Origin of the sequence: Psychrobacter sp. TAE2020 (assembly GCF_018919485.1) — a bacterium.
Taxonomy (GTDB): domain Bacteria; phylum Pseudomonadota; class Gammaproteobacteria; order Pseudomonadales; family Moraxellaceae; genus Psychrobacter.
The window spans coordinates 623,004-642,222 of record NZ_JAHLMU010000001.1; the positions used below are offsets into that span (position 1 = coordinate 623,004).

12 protein-coding genes and 1 riboswitch are annotated in these 19,219 nt (G+C 42.1%); of the genes, 8 read left to right on the forward strand and 4 right to left on the reverse strand.

Going from position 1 to position 19,219, the window contains the following annotated elements:
- Positions 1-234 precede the first annotated feature (234 nt).
- From KPY62_RS02440 to KPY62_RS02455, 4 genes are all read right to left on the reverse strand, one after another.
- Entirely contained in the window at positions 235-1,719 is a 1,485-nt protein-coding gene (locus KPY62_RS02440; RefSeq protein ID WP_216580670.1) for a cytochrome c, read from the reverse strand.
- 1,035 nt (positions 1,720-2,754) lie between these two features.
- The gene (locus KPY62_RS02445; protein WP_216580671.1) at positions 2,755-3,360 is read right to left on the reverse strand and encodes a flavodoxin family protein; all 606 of its coding nucleotides are present in this window, start codon (positions 3,358-3,360) and stop codon (positions 2,755-2,757) included.
- Between the two features lie 82 nt (positions 3,361-3,442).
- A complete protein-coding gene (locus KPY62_RS02450) occupies positions 3,443-4,468 on the reverse strand; it encodes a polyphenol oxidase family protein (protein ID WP_216580672.1) in 1,026 nt (341 codons plus the stop codon).
- Between the two features lie 42 nt (positions 4,469-4,510).
- Positions 4,511-5,734 carry an RluA family pseudouridine synthase gene (locus KPY62_RS02455; RefSeq protein ID WP_228730531.1) on the reverse strand — a complete coding sequence of 408 codons (1,224 nt, stop codon included), beginning with the start codon at positions 5,732-5,734 and terminating at the stop codon, positions 4,511-4,513.
- A gap of 661 nt (positions 5,735-6,395) precedes the next feature.
- On the opposite strand from KPY62_RS02455, the gene KPY62_RS02460 reads away from it, so the two are divergent.
- The 8 genes from KPY62_RS02460 to KPY62_RS02495 all read left to right on the forward strand — a co-directional run bounded on the left by KPY62_RS02460 (position 6,396) and on the right by KPY62_RS02495 (position 19,219).
- Positions 6,396-7,595 carry an outer membrane protein assembly factor BamD gene (locus tag KPY62_RS02460; RefSeq protein ID WP_216580673.1) on the forward strand — a complete coding sequence of 400 codons (1,200 nt, stop codon included), beginning with the start codon at positions 6,396-6,398 and terminating at the stop codon, positions 7,593-7,595.
- Between the two features lie 208 nt (positions 7,596-7,803).
- Positions 7,804-10,107, forward strand: a complete 2,304-nt coding sequence (locus KPY62_RS02465) for a DNA primase (RefSeq protein ID WP_216580674.1) — start codon at positions 7,804-7,806, stop codon at positions 10,105-10,107.
- A 499-nt stretch (positions 10,108-10,606) separates the two neighbouring features.
- Positions 10,607-12,526 (forward strand): RNA polymerase sigma factor RpoD, encoded by a 1,920-nt coding sequence (gene rpoD, locus KPY62_RS02470; protein ID WP_216580675.1) that lies wholly within the window; start codon positions 10,607-10,609, stop codon positions 12,524-12,526.
- Positions 12,527-12,721: 195 nt separating this feature from the next.
- Positions 12,722-12,865: riboswitch (TPP riboswitch) on the forward strand.
- 280 nt (positions 12,866-13,145) lie between these two features.
- On the forward strand, positions 13,146-13,793 hold the full coding sequence (gene tenA / locus KPY62_RS02475; RefSeq protein WP_216580676.1) for a thiaminase II: 648 nt from the start codon (positions 13,146-13,148) through the stop codon (positions 13,791-13,793).
- Positions 13,794-13,843: 50 nt separating this feature from the next.
- A complete protein-coding gene (locus KPY62_RS02480) occupies positions 13,844-14,542 on the forward strand; it encodes a class I SAM-dependent DNA methyltransferase (RefSeq protein WP_216580677.1) in 699 nt (232 codons plus the stop codon).
- Between the two features lie 397 nt (positions 14,543-14,939).
- Complete coding sequence (locus tag KPY62_RS02485; protein ID WP_227677302.1) at positions 14,940-15,299, forward strand: YbeD family protein; 360 nt, start codon at positions 14,940-14,942, stop codon at positions 15,297-15,299.
- Between the two features lie 544 nt (positions 15,300-15,843).
- Positions 15,844-18,120 (forward strand): class 1a ribonucleoside-diphosphate reductase subunit alpha, encoded by a 2,277-nt coding sequence (gene nrdA, locus KPY62_RS02490; protein ID WP_216580678.1) that lies wholly within the window; start codon positions 15,844-15,846, stop codon positions 18,118-18,120.
- 157 nt (positions 18,121-18,277) lie between these two features.
- On the forward strand, positions 18,278-19,219 hold the full coding sequence (locus KPY62_RS02495; protein WP_216580679.1) for a nucleotidyltransferase: 942 nt from the start codon (positions 18,278-18,280) through the stop codon (positions 19,217-19,219).

The window sequence follows — 19,219 nt, forward strand, 5'->3', positions numbered from 1 at the left end:
GTATGACTGTAGGCTGTATTTAGTAGTACGATTACTATTGAGTAGCACTCTATCTTTGCTGTTACTCAAAATAATAGTCAATCATAAATAAATACCCTACCCCCTCGTCATTGACCCTAATTTTGTTATAGCTATTTTTAAAATTAATACGGTAAGCTAATGCTTTTTAAACCAATAGCTTATACCTTGCAAATGATCAGTTGTAACTTATAAGCTATCACTTATGCTTTGTAGCTAAGTACGACGACGTGAGCGGATCATAATGCGAATAATAAAGGCAATGACTATTAAAGCTATGAGAATACCTAAAATCGCTAAAAAGCCAGCATATTTGATTAAAAAAGGCTGCTCAGGCTCAGCAGTCGTCACCCGATCAACATCATCAGCACTGACATCACTACTAGGCAAACCACCGAAGTTGACGCGTACATAGTTAGTAATATCGGCTATCTGTGCGCTGCTCAAATCTTCTGAAAATCCTGGCATACTCGGGCTAGTATTAGTACCGCCTTTAACCCCATGTGCGATCACATTAATAATGGCATTAGGCTGCTCACGGCGCAAACTAGTTAAGCCCACGATAGGGGCATAACCTGCATCTGGCTGAGCGTATCCATTGACCCCATGACAGCTAGCACAAGCAGCAAGGTACAAACCTTCTGCAGAGTTACCATCGACCTTAGCCTTAGCTTGTTTTAGATAGTCTTTTTGCGCAATAAGGTCATGAGTGATTGACTGATTGACTGGATTTGGTAGCTTTGAGATATCTACAGCAGTGATTTTGTTTTCAGTAGCAATTGCCGGTACGACTTTTAGATAAGAAGCTATAGAATTTAAATCTTCGTCTTTTAAATAACGGGTACTGTGTGCCACTGCCTCGGCCATAGGTCCGCCAGCATAGGCACGCTTATCAAGCTTACCCGTACGCAAATAAGTGACAATGTCATGCTCAGTCCAACTACCAATACCACTGTCGTTGTCAGGAGTGATATTAGGGGCATACCAGTTACCTAAAGGCGCACCCGATAAGTACATGCCCTTATTAAAGCCCATAGTACTGTTACGCGGTGTATGACAAGTACCACAATGCTCTAAATTATTGACTAAATATTCGCCACGTTTCTGAGGCTCAGTTAAACCTTCACGCTTGTGTGAAGAAGGAATATTAATAGCATTCCACCCTAACATTAGAGTGCGAAAATTAAACGGGAATGGTAAGCTAGTTTTGTGCTCAGGCGCTTCATCGAATGCTGGTACAGTCTGTAAATACGCAAACAGAGCATTGATGTCTTCATCAGTCATACCATTGTAAGAAGGATATGGCATGGCAGGATATAGCATATGCTTAGGGGTACGACCTTTTTGCAGAGCGTTTTTTAAATCTTTTTCAGTATATTTACCGATACCATAACGTTTGGACGGGGTGATATTAGTAGAATAGATATCGCCCATAGGGGTGGCAATTGGTGAGCCGCCAGTATAGTCTTCGCCGTGACAGGCCATACAGTCAGCAGCGCGCGCAATGTAAGCGCCACGATTGGCTAAGTCGCTGTTAGTTGGATTGACATTGGGCAGGCTGCTTGCTTCCGGTAGGCTGCTGGCATTAGCGACACTGTTAGTGTTGGCGATAACAACAGGTGAGGTAGCGACATCAGCCATGGCGGCACTGGAGATGATACCGACGGTAAGCATCGACAACATCATAGAAAGTGGCTTCATAATTTCCTCTTATAGCTGGCAACCTAAGTAGCTTGCTGGTGTTTTAATTATCTTCAATATTTTACGATTATAATGTTATAACTACTTATAAATGCTTAGAATAATCCTGCTTCAGGCGGTTTATACCAGTCAGTAGTCACAGAGCATTAGCGTTATTCCTTAGCTAGCAATTTAGAACTATTTCGCTAATATTGCTTGAATAGTACCCTATTTATTCTATTATTTTACAAAAGTAAAAATAGTGATTGATTAAGTAAGTTTAGCAACATTAATGTTATCGACTCTCACCACATTGATAACTTATTAATAAAGTTAATTAAAAACAGCCACTAAGCTTAACAAGCTGTTAACGTAGCTAAACGCTACGTGCTATTTATTAAGTAATTTTGTAGAGTAGCTATTAACTGCTAGCTTCATGACATTTATAGTTTTTACATAATCACTACAAGATTACGGGCGAATTATGAGATTTTGATAGGGATAGACAGCAAATTAGTCATAGCTATAATGGCGTTAAGTTATCGATAACCCCTGACAGGCAATAGCTGATTAGAAAACCTGCGAATGCATTGGTGACTTCTATCTATACTTACGCCTCTTCTACTTCTTAGTTATCCTAGGTTTAAAATTATATGAAGATATTGATGCTCACTGGGCTATTGACACTAACGATAGGGTTAAATGGCTGTCAAAACATACAGCTTGGTGCCAGCCCTATTCCTGTTAATGCTTACAATAGTGGCAAATAGCTATTTTCTAGTTGCTAAAAGCTTTGCCGATTTTAAAGTTATGGGTAAATTCACCAGCACTAAAAAGGGCAGATATCTATTAAGATATCTGCCCTTTGATGCTAGTAAAAGTTATTTATAAAATATGGTTAAAGCGCTTATTTAAGCAGCTTACTTAAAGCACTTACCTTAAAGTACAGTTGCAAAATTTAGTTATAAAATTTGCTGATAACACTGCATTCAACCGACTACTGATTATAAACATTGACTCGCTATACTACTGCTACTTCCCCTATATTTCACTATGCTAACCCTTAATGGCTGCTGGCTGATGCTTAATAATAGTCTTGGCTAAATGATCACCAAACCAAATAGCGGTATCAATATCACCTTTGCAAGGGGTTTCTTCAGGAGAGGCATCTCCTGACTGAGTCATCAAACCTAAGAAACTAGATAGTCGATTTAGATCATGCTCCTTGTGACCTGTAGGCATCAAAGGTAAACCAATCCAGTTCATACCATGCTGCATAGTGTAAAGACAGATTTGCTGTAATACCGCCAACTTATCACCGCTCAAACCCCCTGAGTTGGCGAAGCCTGCCGCCCACTTCCCTTCCCACTCACGATTGTACCAACGCTTTGAGGTCTCATCCATAAAAGTCTTAAAGCCGGCGGGCACACTACCCATATATACTGCGCTTCCGAATACTAATAAGTGCGCTTGATCTACAAAATCCCAGTCGACCTCATGAACATCTACTGCTTTAACCTGAAGCTTTGGCAACTGCTGGCGTGCACCAGTCACTATAGCTTCAGCGACCCGCTTAGTATGACCATAGTTACTATGGTAAATAACCGCTATGGATATCGTATTGTTAGGAGGTACTAAAGGGGGCTCTATAGATGTATTCATACAAACTCTAATAATAAATTGATGATGTCTGTTAGCAAAAACTCAGTGCTACAATAACTAACGCTCACTGTTTTGTCAGCAGCTAGCTTTTTATTGGGTCACTGCGGGCAATAATCAACGCCATGCGCCCCGTTGCTGGTTGTTGTCTATGAGTTTGACGCCGATAAGAGTAATAGCGACTGTCATTATAACTACAGTCAGCTGGCAACTCATTGGCGACAGTAATATTTAATGACTGCAGCTGAGCGGCGGCAATCTTTGGTAAATCAAGCTTTAGCTTACCCGCATTGTTGTTAGCATCGGTATCAGTATCAACAGACTTGCAGAACCAAGACTGAAAATTGTCGATAGCCTCTGGCGCTAATAACCAATTATCGACACAGCCGGTCAGTAAACGTTCTGCTACTTCTGCATTAACTTGGTAATGCTCTTGACTGATACAGGCCCCAATCCAAGCCATAATCGGTGCGCTCAGATCAAAGCTTTCAGCTGTAGCTTTTATAACCCCACAAGCCAGCCCTTGCCAGCCAGCATGAATGGCTGCTATCTGTCCAGTAGTAGGCTGATATATTACGATAGGTACACAGTCGGCAGTCATAATAGCTAAGCCAATATTGTCTTGGTAACTGACCATAGCATCAGCATTCACCGGTTGCATAGTTAGCATAGTGGCATCAATATCGTGGACTTGCTTACCATGCACTTGATTAACCCAGTGCAAAGCCTTGATAGGCTGATGTGTGCTCGCTAGCTGTGCATTAATAGCGCTCAATAACCGCATACGGTTTTGCAGTACTTGCTCAGCGTTATCTTGTACGTGTAGACCTAGATTTAGCGCAGCATAACTGCTCCGGCCTTCTGCGAGCATATGCTGATAGTTTTCAGCATCCCAGCTATTAGTATCATCGATGGCGTTGCCATTATTGCCACTATCAGCATCAGAACTTATAGCAGTAGCTGCAACCACAGCTGATAATAAGCTCGCTTTACTAAAAGCGGCCGTTTGCAACACTATAATATCATCGAGCCGAGCCAGCACAGTTATAGGCACTGGCTTAACTGCCTGACTATTATCAGGATAAACATTAATAGGCAACTTATCGATCATCTGTTATAGCCCGCCTTTTATAAACAGCTTATTTACCTATTTTTATTCAGGAAAGTAACCGTCGCTTAGGACGGCGATTAGCTGCTGCATGTCTTCAGGAATAGGGGTAGTGACTTCAATATCTTCACCAGTCGTTGGATGTACAAACCCTAAAGCATAAGCATGCAAAGCTTGACGTGGGAAGTTAGTAATAGTTTCACGCTGCTTGTCTGTTAGCCCTGCCCGCAACTGGCGACGACCACCATAAACCCGATCACCGACTATAGGATAAGTGATATGGCTTAAATGCACCCGAATCTGATGAGTACGGCCAGTCTCAAGACCCACATCTAATAAAGTATAATTGTCATTAAGAGCAGTGACTTCTAATAAATGGGTCACCGCATCACGCCCTGCGGTCATCACGGTCATCTTAGTACGCTGATTACGATGGCGACCAATAGGGGCATCGATACGACGGTGACGCATCAAGCTGGCCTGATCACCAGCTACTACACACTGGTAGTGACGATAAACTGATTTATCTTTTAATTGCGCCATCAATGCCATTTGCGCCGGCTTAGTTTTGCCTATGAGTAGTAGCCCCGAAGTATCTTTATCGATACGATGGACTAGTCCAGCACGTGGCAAATGATGCTGCTGAGGATAGTGATAAAGCAAGGCGTTGACTAAAGTACCCGTCTGATTGCCTGCTCCAGGATGCACTACCATGCCGACTGGTTTATTAATGACTAATACCGCCTCATCCTCATAAACCACATCGATGTCGATGTTTTCTGGCTGATCTTCACCGTGCTGCTGTAGAGTAGTCGATAAGTGTAAAACATCATTAGGTTTTACTCGTTGCTTTGATTTTTGCACTTTACCATTATGTAATAAACTGCCATCAGCAATCCAACCTTGCAGTTGCGCCCGCGAAAAGTCGGTAAATATCAGTGAAGCCACTTTATCAATACGTAAGCCTGCTTCGTTTTCTGCAACGATATGAGTGACGTTAATCACTTCTGGTATCGGCTGACCCGCTACGCGCGGCTCATCACTATAACTGCTTTCTTCATCTTGATCTTCGTCTTCATCATCAAGCAACTCATCATCGTCAAGTAGCTCAGCGTTTTCATCATCGAAGTCTACCGCAACCCCATCGTCAAGGTCATAGCCGAGCTCGTCATTAGCATTATTATCAGATAGCTCATCAGTAGCTAACAAATCTTTTGCAACTCGTTGGTCATCTAGCGCTGGATTATTATTCATAGCATTATCATTCATAGCAAATTCATACATAGTAAAGCCACGATAGTGGACTTTATGAAAAATATAGATAATTATCTGACTATCTAGCCAATAGGCAATAGCCGAAACAAAAAGCCGGTTTAGTTATTGGCTAGTGTAGCATGGCAAATGCTCAAGCCCTATAGCCACTGTGAGTTATCTGTTATTTTTGATGGCTCAACCGCCTCTAATGCTTGAGCTGCCCTAGCAATAATTGCTCAATTATGTAGTCATTATTAGCACGCTATTAACTCTCTACAATATAACATCGTGGTAATTTACTGTATATTTAACAGCGTCGACTGGATTCTTCGTCGCCCATTATCGTTGCTCGTGCTAAACTAGCAAGATCATTGTGCTTTCTTAAACGGTTTATTGTTCTAGCTAAAGGCTATCAAATAAGGGTAGTAGGACATCAAGCTGCTTGCAACTGACTAAAATAAACCATGAAAAAATAGACTAGACTGCTATTATTCTATAAAGTAAGCAAGATTTTGTTGCTAGCGTTAGCATAAGCCATGCCCCGTTATTTGCAGATGGCTTTATCCATTGTTTTGCAGACGACTCTACGGTACTTGGCTAGGGCTGCCTTTTTATCATTAACCTGTTATAAGTATGATGGCATTGCTGCTGTTATGCATTTTGTGCGGAGAGAAGTATGCGTCCTTTAGGCAACACCTTTATCAAATTATCATCAGTAACTTTGCTGGCATTAAGCGTAAATTTAGTGGGCTGTCAGACTTTTAAGAATCTGACTAGTAAAGATGTCGATGCGGTTGAAACCGCCGAAAAAACGGAGCAAGCTTACTATCGTGATGCTGTTGATCAGATTGATAAGGGTCGCTATACTCAAGCGATTGAAGATCTGAACAGTCTACGTACCTTTTATCCCACAGGCCAATATGCCGAGCAATCGCTACTCGATATCATGTATGCGCAATTTGCTGCGGGTAATTATGAGACGGCAGCGTCTAGTGCTGAGCGTTTTATAAGTCTTTATCCTTCAAACCCACAAGTCAGCTACGCTTATTACGTACGCGGTGTGGCTAATATGCAAGGCTCATCTGAAGGCATTAAACTGTTCAAAACCAACCAAGCTGAGCGTGATACCGCTTATTTGCGTATTGCTTTTGCCAACTTTCAAGAGCTGGTTAATAAATATCCTAACAGCCCTTATGCCCCTGATGCCGCTCAACGCATGACTTTTATTTATAATCAATTCGCTGAGAGTGAGTTGACTGCGGCCAATTGGTATATCAAACGTGAGGCTTATGTCGCCGCTGCCAATCGTGCTAAGTGGGCTTTCCAATATTATCCTCTTAGCGAGTCAGTACCAAATGCCATTGCTATTTTAGCTTATAGCAATAAGCAGTTAGGATTGAATGATCTAGCTGAGCAATACCGCACGCTGCTGCAGATTAACTATCCAAATATGCTGACTAGCAATGGGCAAGTCAAGCTCGATACTAGAGCCGATCGCTCATGGTTGAACAAGCTAACCTTCGGTCAATTAGGTCGGGCCAGCATGACTGATACTTCCAACGCTGAAGGTCAGTATAGCGGTGCTACCAAAACCCAAACTGTCCTTAATGCGGCGCAACTGCAATTGCCTAGCGCCAACACTTCTATATCGGGCATTGGCACTTTACCAACTCGCCGTGGTGGAATCAATATCGGTTTAGGTCTGCCTGAAAGTGCTACTGAGCAGGTTTCTGGACAAGGTAGTGCTAGCGCTGCTGCTATAGAAGCTGCCGTCGATCCGCTAAATACCAATCCGACTCGCCTCACTACTCTGCCTAATGACAGTGGCCGCGATCGTATTCAGCTGAATCCAGGCAATACTAATAATGAACGATAAGTCGCTGTCACAAAACTAGTCACTATCATTTCTATTAGGATAAATTATAAAAGTAAGGTCAACTACTATGTTGGCCTTACTTTTTGAGCTTTGGCTAAGCACTTTTAGTCTTCTATTTATGATAGGGTCTATAGAGTAGCTACTATCCTAGAATAAAATATTCGTAATAACCTTTAATTATGCAGTCTTAGGGTAAAATATTTCTCTCATGAGTATTCCCAACCACATCCTCGAACAACTCAGTAGCCAAGCTGATCTTATCAGCATTATTGGTCGTCATACCACGCTTAAACGCGCTGGTAGCGAGTATAAGGGCTGTTGTCCGTTTCATGGTGAGAAGTCGCCTTCGTTTTATGTTAATCCGCAAAAGAACATCTATCATTGCTTTGGCTGTAGCGTCGGTGGTAATGCTATTAGCTTTTTGCGTGACTACGAAAACCTAACTTTTATGGAAGCGGTTAAAGAGCTATCCAAGCAGACGGGGATAGAAATTCCCGAAGAAGATCAGCAAAACGTTAGTTATCAGCGCAGCAAAGCCAAAGCCGTTAATAGATCAGCCAGCCAGCCAGCGTATAACTCGCCACAACCTAGCTCTAGTCCTAGAACAGCGCCAGCGCCTTCTACTAAGCCGTCATTTACGCCATCGTCCAAGCTGTCGTCTGAGTCTAGTACCACTGATTATAGTGATAATAATCAACAGCGAAGTGGCCAACCTGACAACAGTAACACCGGCTACCCTACTTATGAGCACAGCGCTAATGAGCTGAGCGTAACGCCCTATATTCCTTACTCAGATATCGACTACAGCAATGCTGGTGATATGGATTACGGTACTGGAGAGTACGGTAATGAACAATATGGCAATCCAGATTACGGCAGTAGCCCTTATGATCAGAACCACTATCACCCTGCTGACTACCCGTCAGCTGAACCACAACACTCTGCACCTACTTGGTTGAGCGATGACTCATTTGTAGTGTCGAGCGCCAATGATAGTAGTGAAAAAGACGGCAACTTATATGAGCTACTGATACAGATCCAGCAATTTTATCAACGTAATCTAAACACTCACCCGCACGCTAAGCATTACTTTATGACTCGCGGCGTCACTGAGCAGAGTTTGGATACTTTTGGCTTAGGTTACGCGCCTTTTGGTTGGCAGCATCTAGAGCATGAGTTTCCGCAAGATATCGCTGGTCTCAAGGCCCTAGGCTTAGTGCGCAGCTCAGATTCAGGACGGGACTATGACCTACTGCGTGATCGGGTTATCTTCCCCATCCGTGATAATCAGGGCCGAATCATTGGTTTTGCTGGACGGGCACTCGATGATGAAGTTAAACCTAAATATATCAACTCCTCTGACTCGCCAGTATTTCATAAGCAACATGTACTCTATGGCTATTATGAGTCTCGCCAGCAGCGCGCAGACCATTGGCTGGTAGTCGAAGGCTACATGGATGTGATCGCCCTGTATCAAGCCGGTATCTACGGGGCGATTGCCTCTATGGGTACGGCTATTAATGAGAGCCAAATTGCCCGTCTATTGACTCTTAATCCGACCTTGACCTTAAGCTTTGATGGCGATAGCGCTGGTCAAAAGGCAGCTTGGCGTACTCTTGAAATTGCACTGCCTGTCCTTGGTGATGATAAAGAACTGCGATTTTTAAGCTTACCTAATAATCATGACCCTGATACTTTTATTAGCAGTCAAGGGGCTGAGGCTATGCGTGAGCAGATTGCCAATGCCATGCCGTTATCGCAGTATATCTTTGCTTATCTGAGCGAGCGCTATGACTTGAGCTTAGCAGAAGGTAAAGCTAAGCTGATGTCACAAGTACGCACTTTGACTACGCTATTGCCGAAAGGAAGTAGTTTTCGCTATTTGCTCAATAACGATATCTATCAAAAGCTAGGTGGCAAGCGCAGTCAGAATATCGAGGCCAAAGATGCCTTGTTAGATTTCGATGGCGATATGACCATCAGTCAGCAACTACAATTGTGTTTTTTGTTTCAGCCTAGCGCTCTAGTCGATGATCCTATTGCGATGATTTGGCAACAGGCTGGTATCGATCGATTACAGTTCCCTGCCCATATTCAGAAAAGAGCAGCTACTGATGCCTTTCGGGCGCTGGCATGGGAGGATTTACAGGACGCTGCCTTACTGGATATGGTTAGCACTATCAAGCGCTGCTTAAACTACTTGCCAAGTGATGCGAATGCAGCAGCGCATTTCATTTTATCTAATCTCAAGCCAATTACTCAAGTATCGTTGAGCCGGAGTTGGGGGGCTTTTTATAAAACTTTAAGTGCGCGCAATGTGTTGAGCTTAGATGAGCTGGTTGAAAATCTAGTGATGCAGCTGCTCAAACTACATCTACAAAAAAAGATGCAAGAGCTGATCAAAAATCCAGATCATGTCAAACTGGCTATCGTACGCAAACAGACCCAGCGCTTAAATGACTGGTTGCGTGAGCAGCAAGCAGAGCAGTCAGCACAAATGGTCATTATTTAATGAGTTTTTAGTGCTTAATCAATCAAAGCAGACGTCAGGCCTTTAAAAGCAACCCGATTGTCCCCATTGTTTATGATTATGGCTGATAATGTCTGTGCTAATAGCGCCATAGTAAATGCACTAGTTATGTTTGAAGACTAGGGTCTGTGTTAAACTACGCCGTCGCTATATTGGTAGTGTTACTATTTAATGATGAAAAGGGGTTTTGGATTGACCTTTTTACTCCCTAAAAGACGCTATGCTCGACTGGTGAGTAATAGTGAAATAGAACATTAGTTAAAGCGTTGCGGCTGTTTTACCATATTTTACTCGTTACCTGCTTTTTGAGTTTTATTATTGTAGTATTTTGAGTTTTTTATTCATATCAACTCATTTTCGTTATTATTGATAATTATTTATAATTACTGTGCTTAGCTGTGATCGATTCACTAGATCCGTTGGTCAAAGCCAGAATTAGCTTATCATAATGCGAAAATGTCCGACGCAAAAGTGAGTATTTATGAACGATAAGTCAGTTTCTAAGTCCACATCTCAGCTAGCCACCTTAATCCAAATGGGTAAAGAGCAAGGCTATTTAACTTATGCTGAGGTTAATGACCAGCTACCCGACTCTATCACTGAAAGTGATCAAATCGAAGATATTGTACAGATGCTGACTGATGTCGGTATCAAGATATTTGAGTCTGCACCTGACGACGATGATATCTTGATGAACGACGATTCGAGTGACGATGAATCAGCAGCTGACGAAGCAGCAGCAGTATTGGCAGCGGTTGAGACTGATCCAGGTCGTACTACTGACCCTGTACGTATGTACATGCGTGAGATGGGTACAGTCGATCTACTGACTCGTGAAGGCGAGATCGCTATTGCTAAGCGTATCGAAGAAGGTATTCGTGACGTTCAGCATGCCATGTCATATTGGCCTGGTACTGTACAGTATGTCCTCGATGAATATCAGCGCGTTTTAGAAGGTGATAAAAAACTTTCTGACGTAATCACTGGCTTCTTAGATCCTGAAACCGAAGCAGATATAGCCGCTGCAAAACTAGAAAAAGAGCGAGTTAAAGAAGAGCGAGAAAGAGAAAAAGAAAAAGAAAAAATGCCAGTTGTCAAAGCTAAGGCTAAAGCTAAAGCTGATAAAGATGATGACGAAGACGATGCTGATGACGCAGAAGATGAGAGCGAAGAAGAAGAAACCAGCGGTATCGATCCAGAAGAAGTCCGTATTCGTTTAGAAGAGATCGAAGGCTTATTCATGACTGCCAAGCAAGCTTTGCTTGATTTTGGTCGTGGCAGCGTACAAGCTAACGAAGCCTACGAGCAGCTTGCCGTACGCTTTATGATGCTCAAACTCAATAATCGCATGTCTGATCAAGTTATGGCTATTATGCATGACGTTTATGATGATGTGCGTAAACAAGAACGTCAAATCATGCGCTTGGTGATTCGTCGTGGTCGTATGCCGCGTGAAGAGTTCCGTAAGACTTTCCCTAGTAATGAAGCTAACGTTGATTGGTTAACTGAACGTCTTAAAGGTAAGCCTGCATTCGCTGAGACTCTAGAAAAAGTCACTGACGATGTTATTCTCCTGCAACGTAAAATCCGTGATTACGAGCAAAAGCTCGACATGGAAATTCACGATATGAAGGACGTAGCTCGTCGTATGGCTATCGGTGAAGCTAAAGCTCGCCGCGCCAAAAAAGAAATGGTGGAAGCTAACTTACGTCTAGTTATCTCTATCGCCAAAAAATATACTAACCGCGGCCTACAGTTCTTGGATCTTATCCAAGAAGGTAACATCGGTCTGATGAAAGCGGTCGATAAATTTGAATATCGTCGTGGTTACAAGTTCTCGACTTATGCCACTTGGTGGATTCGTCAGGCAATAACCCGCTCTATCGCTGATCAGGCGCGTACTATTCGTATTCCAGTACACATGATTGAGACTATTAATAAGATCAACCGTGTCTCTCGCCAGCTGTTGCAAGAGATGGGCCGTGAGCCGACGCCTGAGGAATTAGGCGAACGTTTAGAGATGGACGAAGTCAAAGTACGTAAAGTACTGAAGATTGCCAAAGAGCCTATCTCTATGGAGACGCCAATCGGTGATGATGAGGACTCGCATTTGGGCGATTTCATTGAAGACCAAACTATCTCTAGCCCAGTCGATGATGCGACTTCAGCAGGTCTACGTGAAGCGACTCGTGATGTATTGAGTAACTTGACTGAACGTGAAGCACGAGTGCTAAAAATGCGTTTCGGTATCGATATGCCAACGGATCACACTTTGGAAGAAGTCGGTAAGCAGTTCGATGTTACTCGTGAACGTATTCGTCAGATTGAAGCCAAAGCGCTACGTAAACTGCGTCATCCTTCACGTTCTGAGCATCTACGCTCGTTCCTTGAAAATGACTAATCTTTAGACCAGTCGCTTAAACAGTCCTGATTAATCACAAAAAAGCTGAGCTAAGTCTCAGCTTTTTTGTGTCTGCTAGATAGGTACAGTTAACTCTGAGTATGGCTTGCTTATGATGACTGAGTTCGTCTATCATAGAGGCCAATAGGTTAACCAACCAGCGTTTAACTTAGATATTTAGCTTAAAAAAACCAGCCAACCTTGTCGGGGTGCTTTGGCTATTAGATGTCCCTTTTAGAGCTTATTTTGGCTCTAGTGGCACTATGATAACCATTGCTGAGAATTACCCGCGAACCTGATGCAGTTAACACTGACGTAGGAAACAAGCGTGACTCTTTGCCCATACCTTTTAGTAAAACCTTAGTCGTTTATTCACTATAAACGGCTGAGGTTTTTTTGTAGCTGTTTTTTGCATGCTCATTGCCTACTCATTGCTTGCTCATTACCTGCTAAGTACTTATTTTAACCCTCGTTATTATTTTGCTTGTGCTACTTATTTGTGCTTATTGCAGCCTAAGCTAACAACTTTGTCACTAGCTTATACGTGCAGCCTCACTGATGACTGATTGCTAATTGATGTCGACAATAGCTTTACACTTTTTATAGGTCTCTTAATCTTATGAACTATCAAATCTTACGTGATAACTGCCCGACTTGGGATAGTTACGTTCAGCATGACTTCGTCAATCAGCTCGCCGCAGGTACTCTCGATCCTGACAGCTTTCGCCATTACTTAGTGCAAGACTATTTATATTTGTTGCACTACACTCGGATAATGGCTTTAAGCGTCTACAAAAGCACTACGCTAGCCCAAATGCGTATCGGGCAATCAGGCATTAACGCTATGCTAGATATGGAAATAGGCATGTATTTAGATTTTTGTCAGCAGTGGGGCATAAAAGTAGAAGAGGTAGAAAACACGGCTGAATCTGTCGCCACTATCGCTTATAGCCGCTATCTGTTAGATGCCGCTATGTCAGGCTCCCTTGCTGAGCTCTATGCCGCTATTGCTCCTTGCTTGATGGGCTATGGCGAAATCGGTAAACGCCTTAAAGCTCAGGGATTTATTGCCAATAATCCTTACCAATTATGGATTGATGTCTTTGCTAGCGATGACTTTCAGGCGATCACCATCCAAAACGAGGCTTATATTAATCAGTTATTAGCCCAAGCAAGCCCCTCGCAAGCAGACAAATTTCAACAGTTATTTAACACCGCCTCACGGATGGAAGTTAATTTTTGGCAAATGGCTTTAGATCGGACTTAGTTAATTATTGTATCAACCCATCACTATAAACCTTTTGGAGGATAACTATCATGGCTGCATTCGATGAACACGCAAGCGCCTACGACAGCTGGTTTTTTGATAACCAGAATTTACTTACTAGCGAGTTAAAATTAGTCGCCCATTTTTTGGATAAGCACAGTGAGATCTTATCTGTTGGCTGTGGTAGTGGCTTGTTTGAGATGCTGTTGGCGAAGGACTATGACATCCATATCAAACACGGCATTGAGCCTTCAAAAGATATGGCAGAAGTCGCTGAAAAGCGCGGTATTGAAGTCGATATCAGTCCTGCGGAAACATGTGAGATTGAGGCCAATAAGTTCGATATCATTATGTTCAATGGCAGTGTCAGCTATATTACTGATTTAGACTTGTGTATTAAAAAAGCTTTTGCTGCCTTAAAGCGTGGCGGTAAGCTGGTGCTTATCGATGTACCAAAGGAGAGTGGCTTTGCCAGCTTATACAACTTGGCCAGCTCATTAGACACTTGGCAACACCCGCTACTTGAGCATATAGCACCCGCCGACCCTTATCCTATCGAGTTGGTTAAATCGGCCAACTGGCGCACCTCTGATGAAAAAATCGCCCTTATGCAAAGCAATGGCTTCGTCGACTTTCAGTATGCGCAGACTTTACTCACTCACCCTATGTACGCCAACGATAAGGTACAAGAAGTGCTTGTAGGTTATGACCGTGGCGACTATGTGGCTATCTGTGCTTCTAAAAAATAGCTAACTGATGACTATTTTTGGCAGCCCATCTCTGTTAATGCCAAGAGCCTAGCTTAAGTGGTGCAAGCATAGCTAGCCTTTAGGTAGATAAAGATCAACCGGCGCTTTACGGTAACGGCCTATTGCCTTTACCCTTACAACCCTTGAATAACCGCTTAACTGCCACTATAAACCATGCATACAACAGCTACTATCATTAGTCATGCCTAACAAAAAGTTAAATACATCGAAAGACTGAGTCGCTCTCAGCTTTTTTGTGGCTGCTGTTTTCACCTATTAAAGGTGTCACGCAAAAAATTTACTATAGTGCATTGCCTTGAGAAGTTGAATTAAAACTGAAATTAAAACTGAAATTAAAACTGAAATTAAAACTGAAATTAGCCATAAGGATTACCTAATGAGTGATAAGCAACAAACCACTAAAAAAGAGCTCAATATAGCCGAATTAGAGAACAGTACCGATAACTTAAAAGGCAAAAAAACGGATATCCAGAACCCAGAATTATGGGACTTCCCAATGGATTATCCGATGAGCATTATTGGTCATGAAGGTGAGCATGAGAGCTTACTAAATGAAATAAAGCTAATTTTAGGTAGCCAGTTCCCCGATTTTGATCTAGCTTCTATCGAAGTTAAACCTTCAAAAACCGGTCGTTTTCACTCTGCCCGTGTCAATCTATATTTGACTACTGCCGAGCAAGTTAACAGCCTTTATGCTGCTCTTGATGAGGCAAAAACCGTACGCATGGTGGTATAAGCTGCAAAGCCATTAGTGAAATAAGACATTAACAAAATATAGAAATAACTTTTTAGCATCACTATCGTCACTCTTATGGGTGGCGATTTTTTACGATTTGCGCTACAATCAGCTCCGCTAATTTTAGGCTTATTATCGCTATAATAATTACTATTATTCTTGACAAATATGCCAAGCTCAATAAAGCAAAACCCAATCTATTTTTTATAAATTATTTTAATATTTTGTTAATTCTGCCTAGCCCTTGCCCCATCGTTCTTTAGAGCAAAAACCAGCCAATCGGCTCTACTCGCAACATATAATACATATAAAATCAACCTAGTATTTTCAAAATTTTCCCGCTATATTGTGCCTACCTACTAATAAACACGCTATATGTAGTGCTCAGTGATTTTTATCACTATAGTGAGCAGTAGCCTGTTTTTGCCTTAAAAAGCTCAGCTAAGCTGTTGATTATTAGTAGTTTGATTATTCATTTGATAATAAACGCTTCGCGGACTTAACCGCTTGGCGAATAATATAAGCAATTATTTACGAGGGTAGCATGACACATATCGACCAGATTCAAGTGACCAAACGCGATGGACGTTTAGAGCCTATTGATTTAGATAAAATCCATAAAGTTATCGAGTGGGCAGCTCACAAGTTAGATAATGTGTCGGTATCACAAGTTGAGCTAAAGTCGCATATTCAGTTTTATGAAGGTATCAAGACTCGTGATATCCATGAGACTATTATTAAGTCTGCTGCTGACTTGATATCAGAATCTACTCCTGATTATCAGTATCTAGCCGCACGTTTGGCTATCTTCCATCTGCGCAAAATCGCTTATAACAAATTTACCCCACCGCATTTATATGACCAAGTCAAAACCTTAACCGATGCTGGTAAATATGATGCCCATATTCTAGCTGATTATAGCCGTGAAGAGTTTGATGAGCTTAATGATTACATCGATCACTGGCGTGATATGAATTTGGCTTATGCTGCTGTTGAGCAAATGGCTGGTAAATACTTAGTGCAAGATCGCGTCACTAAGACTGTATATGAGAGCCCGCAATTCTTGTATGTGCTAGTAGGCATGTGTCTGTTCGCTAGCTACGATAGAGCTGAGCGTATGGACTATGTAAAGCGTTTTTATGATGCCACCTCACAGTTTAAGATCTCGCTACCTACGCCGATTATGTCTGGTGTGCGCACCCCATCACGCCAGTTTAGCTCCTGCGTACTGATTGAATGTGGTGACAGCCTTGACTCTATCAACGCCACTACTAGCGCCATCGTACGCTATGTCTCGCAGCGCGCTGGCATCGGCATCAATGCTGGCCGTATTCGTGCCCTTGGTAGCCCTATCCGTGGCGGCGAAGCTCAACATACTGGCTGTGTGCCTTTTTACAAGCTATTCCAAACTGCGGTCAAATGTTGCTCACAAGGCGGCGTACGGGGCGGTGCGGCTACCCTATTCTATCCGTTATGGCATCTAGAAGTTGAGTCGCTATTAGTACTGAAGAATAACCGTGGCGTTGAGGACAACCGTGTCCGTCACATGGATTATGGCGTACAGCTAAACAAGACTATGTACACTCGCCTAATCAAAGGCCAAGACATCACTATCTTCTCACCGGGCGATACTCCGGGCTTGTACGATGCGTTCTTTGAAGATCAAGATAAGTTTGAAGAGCTATATACTAAGTATGAGAATGACGAGTCTATTCGTCAGCGTAAGATTCCAGCGACGGAACTGTTCAGCTTAATGATGCAAGAGCGTGCCAGCACTGGTCGTATCTACATTCAAAACGTCGATCATTGCAATACTCATAGCCCGTTTGACCCCACTGTGGCGCCTATCCGCCAGTCCAACCTATGTATGGAGATTGCGCTACCGACTAAGCCACTCGATAACATCAATGACGAAGCAGGCGAAATTGCTCTGTGTACTCTATCAGCGGTTAACTTAGGCAAAGTTGAGCAGGTCAGCGATATCGAAGAGCCAGCTGAGCTGATCGTCCGTGCTCTTGACGCCCTACTTGATTATCAAGACTATCCGGTCAAAGCTGCTGAGAACGGCAGTATGCGTCGCCGTACCTTAGGTGTCGGAGTGATCAACTATGCTTATTACCTTGCTAAGAATGGCGTACGCTATTCAGATGGTAGTGCGCTTGGTCTGACGCATCAAACCTTTGAAGCCTTGCAATTCTATCTCTTAAAAGCCTCCAATAAATTAGCAAAAGAGCAAGGCGCTTGCCCAGCTTTTAATGAGACCACTTATTCGCAAGGTATCTTACCGATTGATACGTATAAAAAGGATCTTGATAAAATCTGCCAAGAGCCATTGCATCTTGATTGGGAAACTTTGCGTACCGAGATCACTACTCATGGTCTGCGCAACTCGACTTTGACTGCCTTGATGCCGTCTGAGACTTCTAGTCAGATTGCCAACGCTACTAATGGCATCGAGCCACCACGCGGCTTAGTGTCTATTAAAGCGTCAAAAGATGGCATCTTAAAGCAAGTAGTGCCTGAGATTGAAAAGCTAGGTAGTCAGTACGAGCTACTATGGCAAATGCCTAACAATGATGGCTACCTCAAGCTAGTGGCTGTTATGCAAAAGTTTGTCGATCAAAGTATCTCAGCTAATACTAACTATGACCCATCACACTATGAAGGGGGCCGCGTGCCGATGAAAGTGCTCCTACAAGACTTGTTGACGGCGTATAAGCTAGGCGTAAAAACTTTGTATTATCACAACACTCGTGATGGTGCCAACGACGCCCAAGCCGATATGGAAGATGATTGTGCTGGTGGCGCTTGTAAGATTTGAGAACCGTTAAAAAATTGCATGTCAATTTTAGGGTCGCAAGAGAAATTCTTAAAATAGAATTTCTGATGGATGGCGGGTTTAGCTTTAAGGTTAAGCCTGCTATCCAGTACTAATTTATTGAGATGGATTTGTGAACACTATTTAAAGGACTAAGATAATGGCTGACTATAAAAGTAACTACCTGCAAGAAGTACTTGAAACACATAAGATGAAGCACATAAAAGATGTTTTTGATAAATACAGAGATAGACGTAATGAAATTAAAGATTTCTTAAATGCCGAATACGGTAGCAAAATTTATAGTCCTTTTGATTCAGGGTCTTATAGTAAACATACTGCTGTTAATACAAAGTTTGATTTAGATGCAGTTGTACCTTTTAAATATAAAAGCTTTAATACATTAGAAGATATGTTCAGTGATATTTATGACAAGTTAAATGATAAATTTAATGATAGAACTACTGTTCGAAAGCAAGGTGTTTCTATTGGACTAGCCTTTGAAGAAGATGGTATTGATATAGATATTGTACCTGCTCGAGAAACACGAATAGATGGCTATGCCGAAACAAGAAACCTAAACCTTCATATCAACTCCTTAGATCCATCGGAGACTGGGTATTTAAAAACTAATATCCAAAGTCAGATTAATCATATAAATGGTAAGGATAATGAACGAAAAATTATTAGATTGCTGAAGATCTGGAAATTTCAAAAATCTAAGAAATATAAGTCATTTTTCTTTGAAATTTTAGTTATCAAAGCTTATGACAGTACCTTACCTACAGGTAATTTATGGGAACAATTTAAGACTGTTCTCCAATATATTGTAGATAATATTGAAAGTTCTACATTTAAACTGCCTGACCCGGGTAACAGCAACAATGATTTAATGAGTACATTAGATTCATATCAAAAAACATTATTAAAAAGTGATTTTGAATTCATGCTAACCAATATTGAGAACAACGAAAAACAAATTGAATACTATTTCGATAAAAACGAGAAATTTTCTGAAGAAGCTAACAATAATAGTTTGAGCTATGGTGTTGCTGGAGCTAGCCCAGTTTCTACTCCTTCATCTACACAGCGTTTTGGTTAG

Bases quoted from the DNA above. Each gene is read 5' to 3' on its own strand.
- rpoD (WP_216580675.1), top strand. From the start codon at position 10,607: ATGAACGATAAGTCAGTTTCTAAGTCCACATCTCAGCTAGCCACCTTA.
- KPY62_RS02455 (WP_228730531.1), bottom strand. From the start codon at position 5,734: ATGAATGATAATGCTATGAATAATAATCCAGCGCTAGATGACCAACGA.
- KPY62_RS02440 (WP_216580670.1), bottom strand. From the start codon at position 1,719: ATGAAGCCACTTTCTATGATGTTGTCGATGCTTACCGTCGGTATCATC.
- KPY62_RS02445 (WP_216580671.1), bottom strand. From the start codon at position 3,360: ATGAATACATCTATAGAGCCCCCTTTAGTACCTCCTAACAATACGATA.
- KPY62_RS02485 (WP_227677302.1), top strand. From the start codon at position 14,940: ATGAGTGATAAGCAACAAACCACTAAAAAAGAGCTCAATATAGCCGAA.
- KPY62_RS02450 (WP_216580672.1), bottom strand. From the start codon at position 4,468: ATGATCGATAAGTTGCCTATTAATGTTTATCCTGATAATAGTCAGGCA.
- tenA (WP_216580676.1), top strand. From the start codon at position 13,146: ATGAACTATCAAATCTTACGTGATAACTGCCCGACTTGGGATAGTTAC.
- KPY62_RS02460 (WP_216580673.1), top strand. From the start codon at position 6,396: ATGCGTCCTTTAGGCAACACCTTTATCAAATTATCATCAGTAACTTTG.
- KPY62_RS02465 (WP_216580674.1), top strand. From the start codon at position 7,804: ATGAGTATTCCCAACCACATCCTCGAACAACTCAGTAGCCAAGCTGAT.
- nrdA (WP_216580678.1), top strand. From the start codon at position 15,844: ATGACACATATCGACCAGATTCAAGTGACCAAACGCGATGGACGTTTA.
- KPY62_RS02480 (WP_216580677.1), top strand. From the start codon at position 13,844: ATGGCTGCATTCGATGAACACGCAAGCGCCTACGACAGCTGGTTTTTT.
- KPY62_RS02495 (WP_216580679.1), top strand. From the start codon at position 18,278: ATGGCTGACTATAAAAGTAACTACCTGCAAGAAGTACTTGAAACACAT.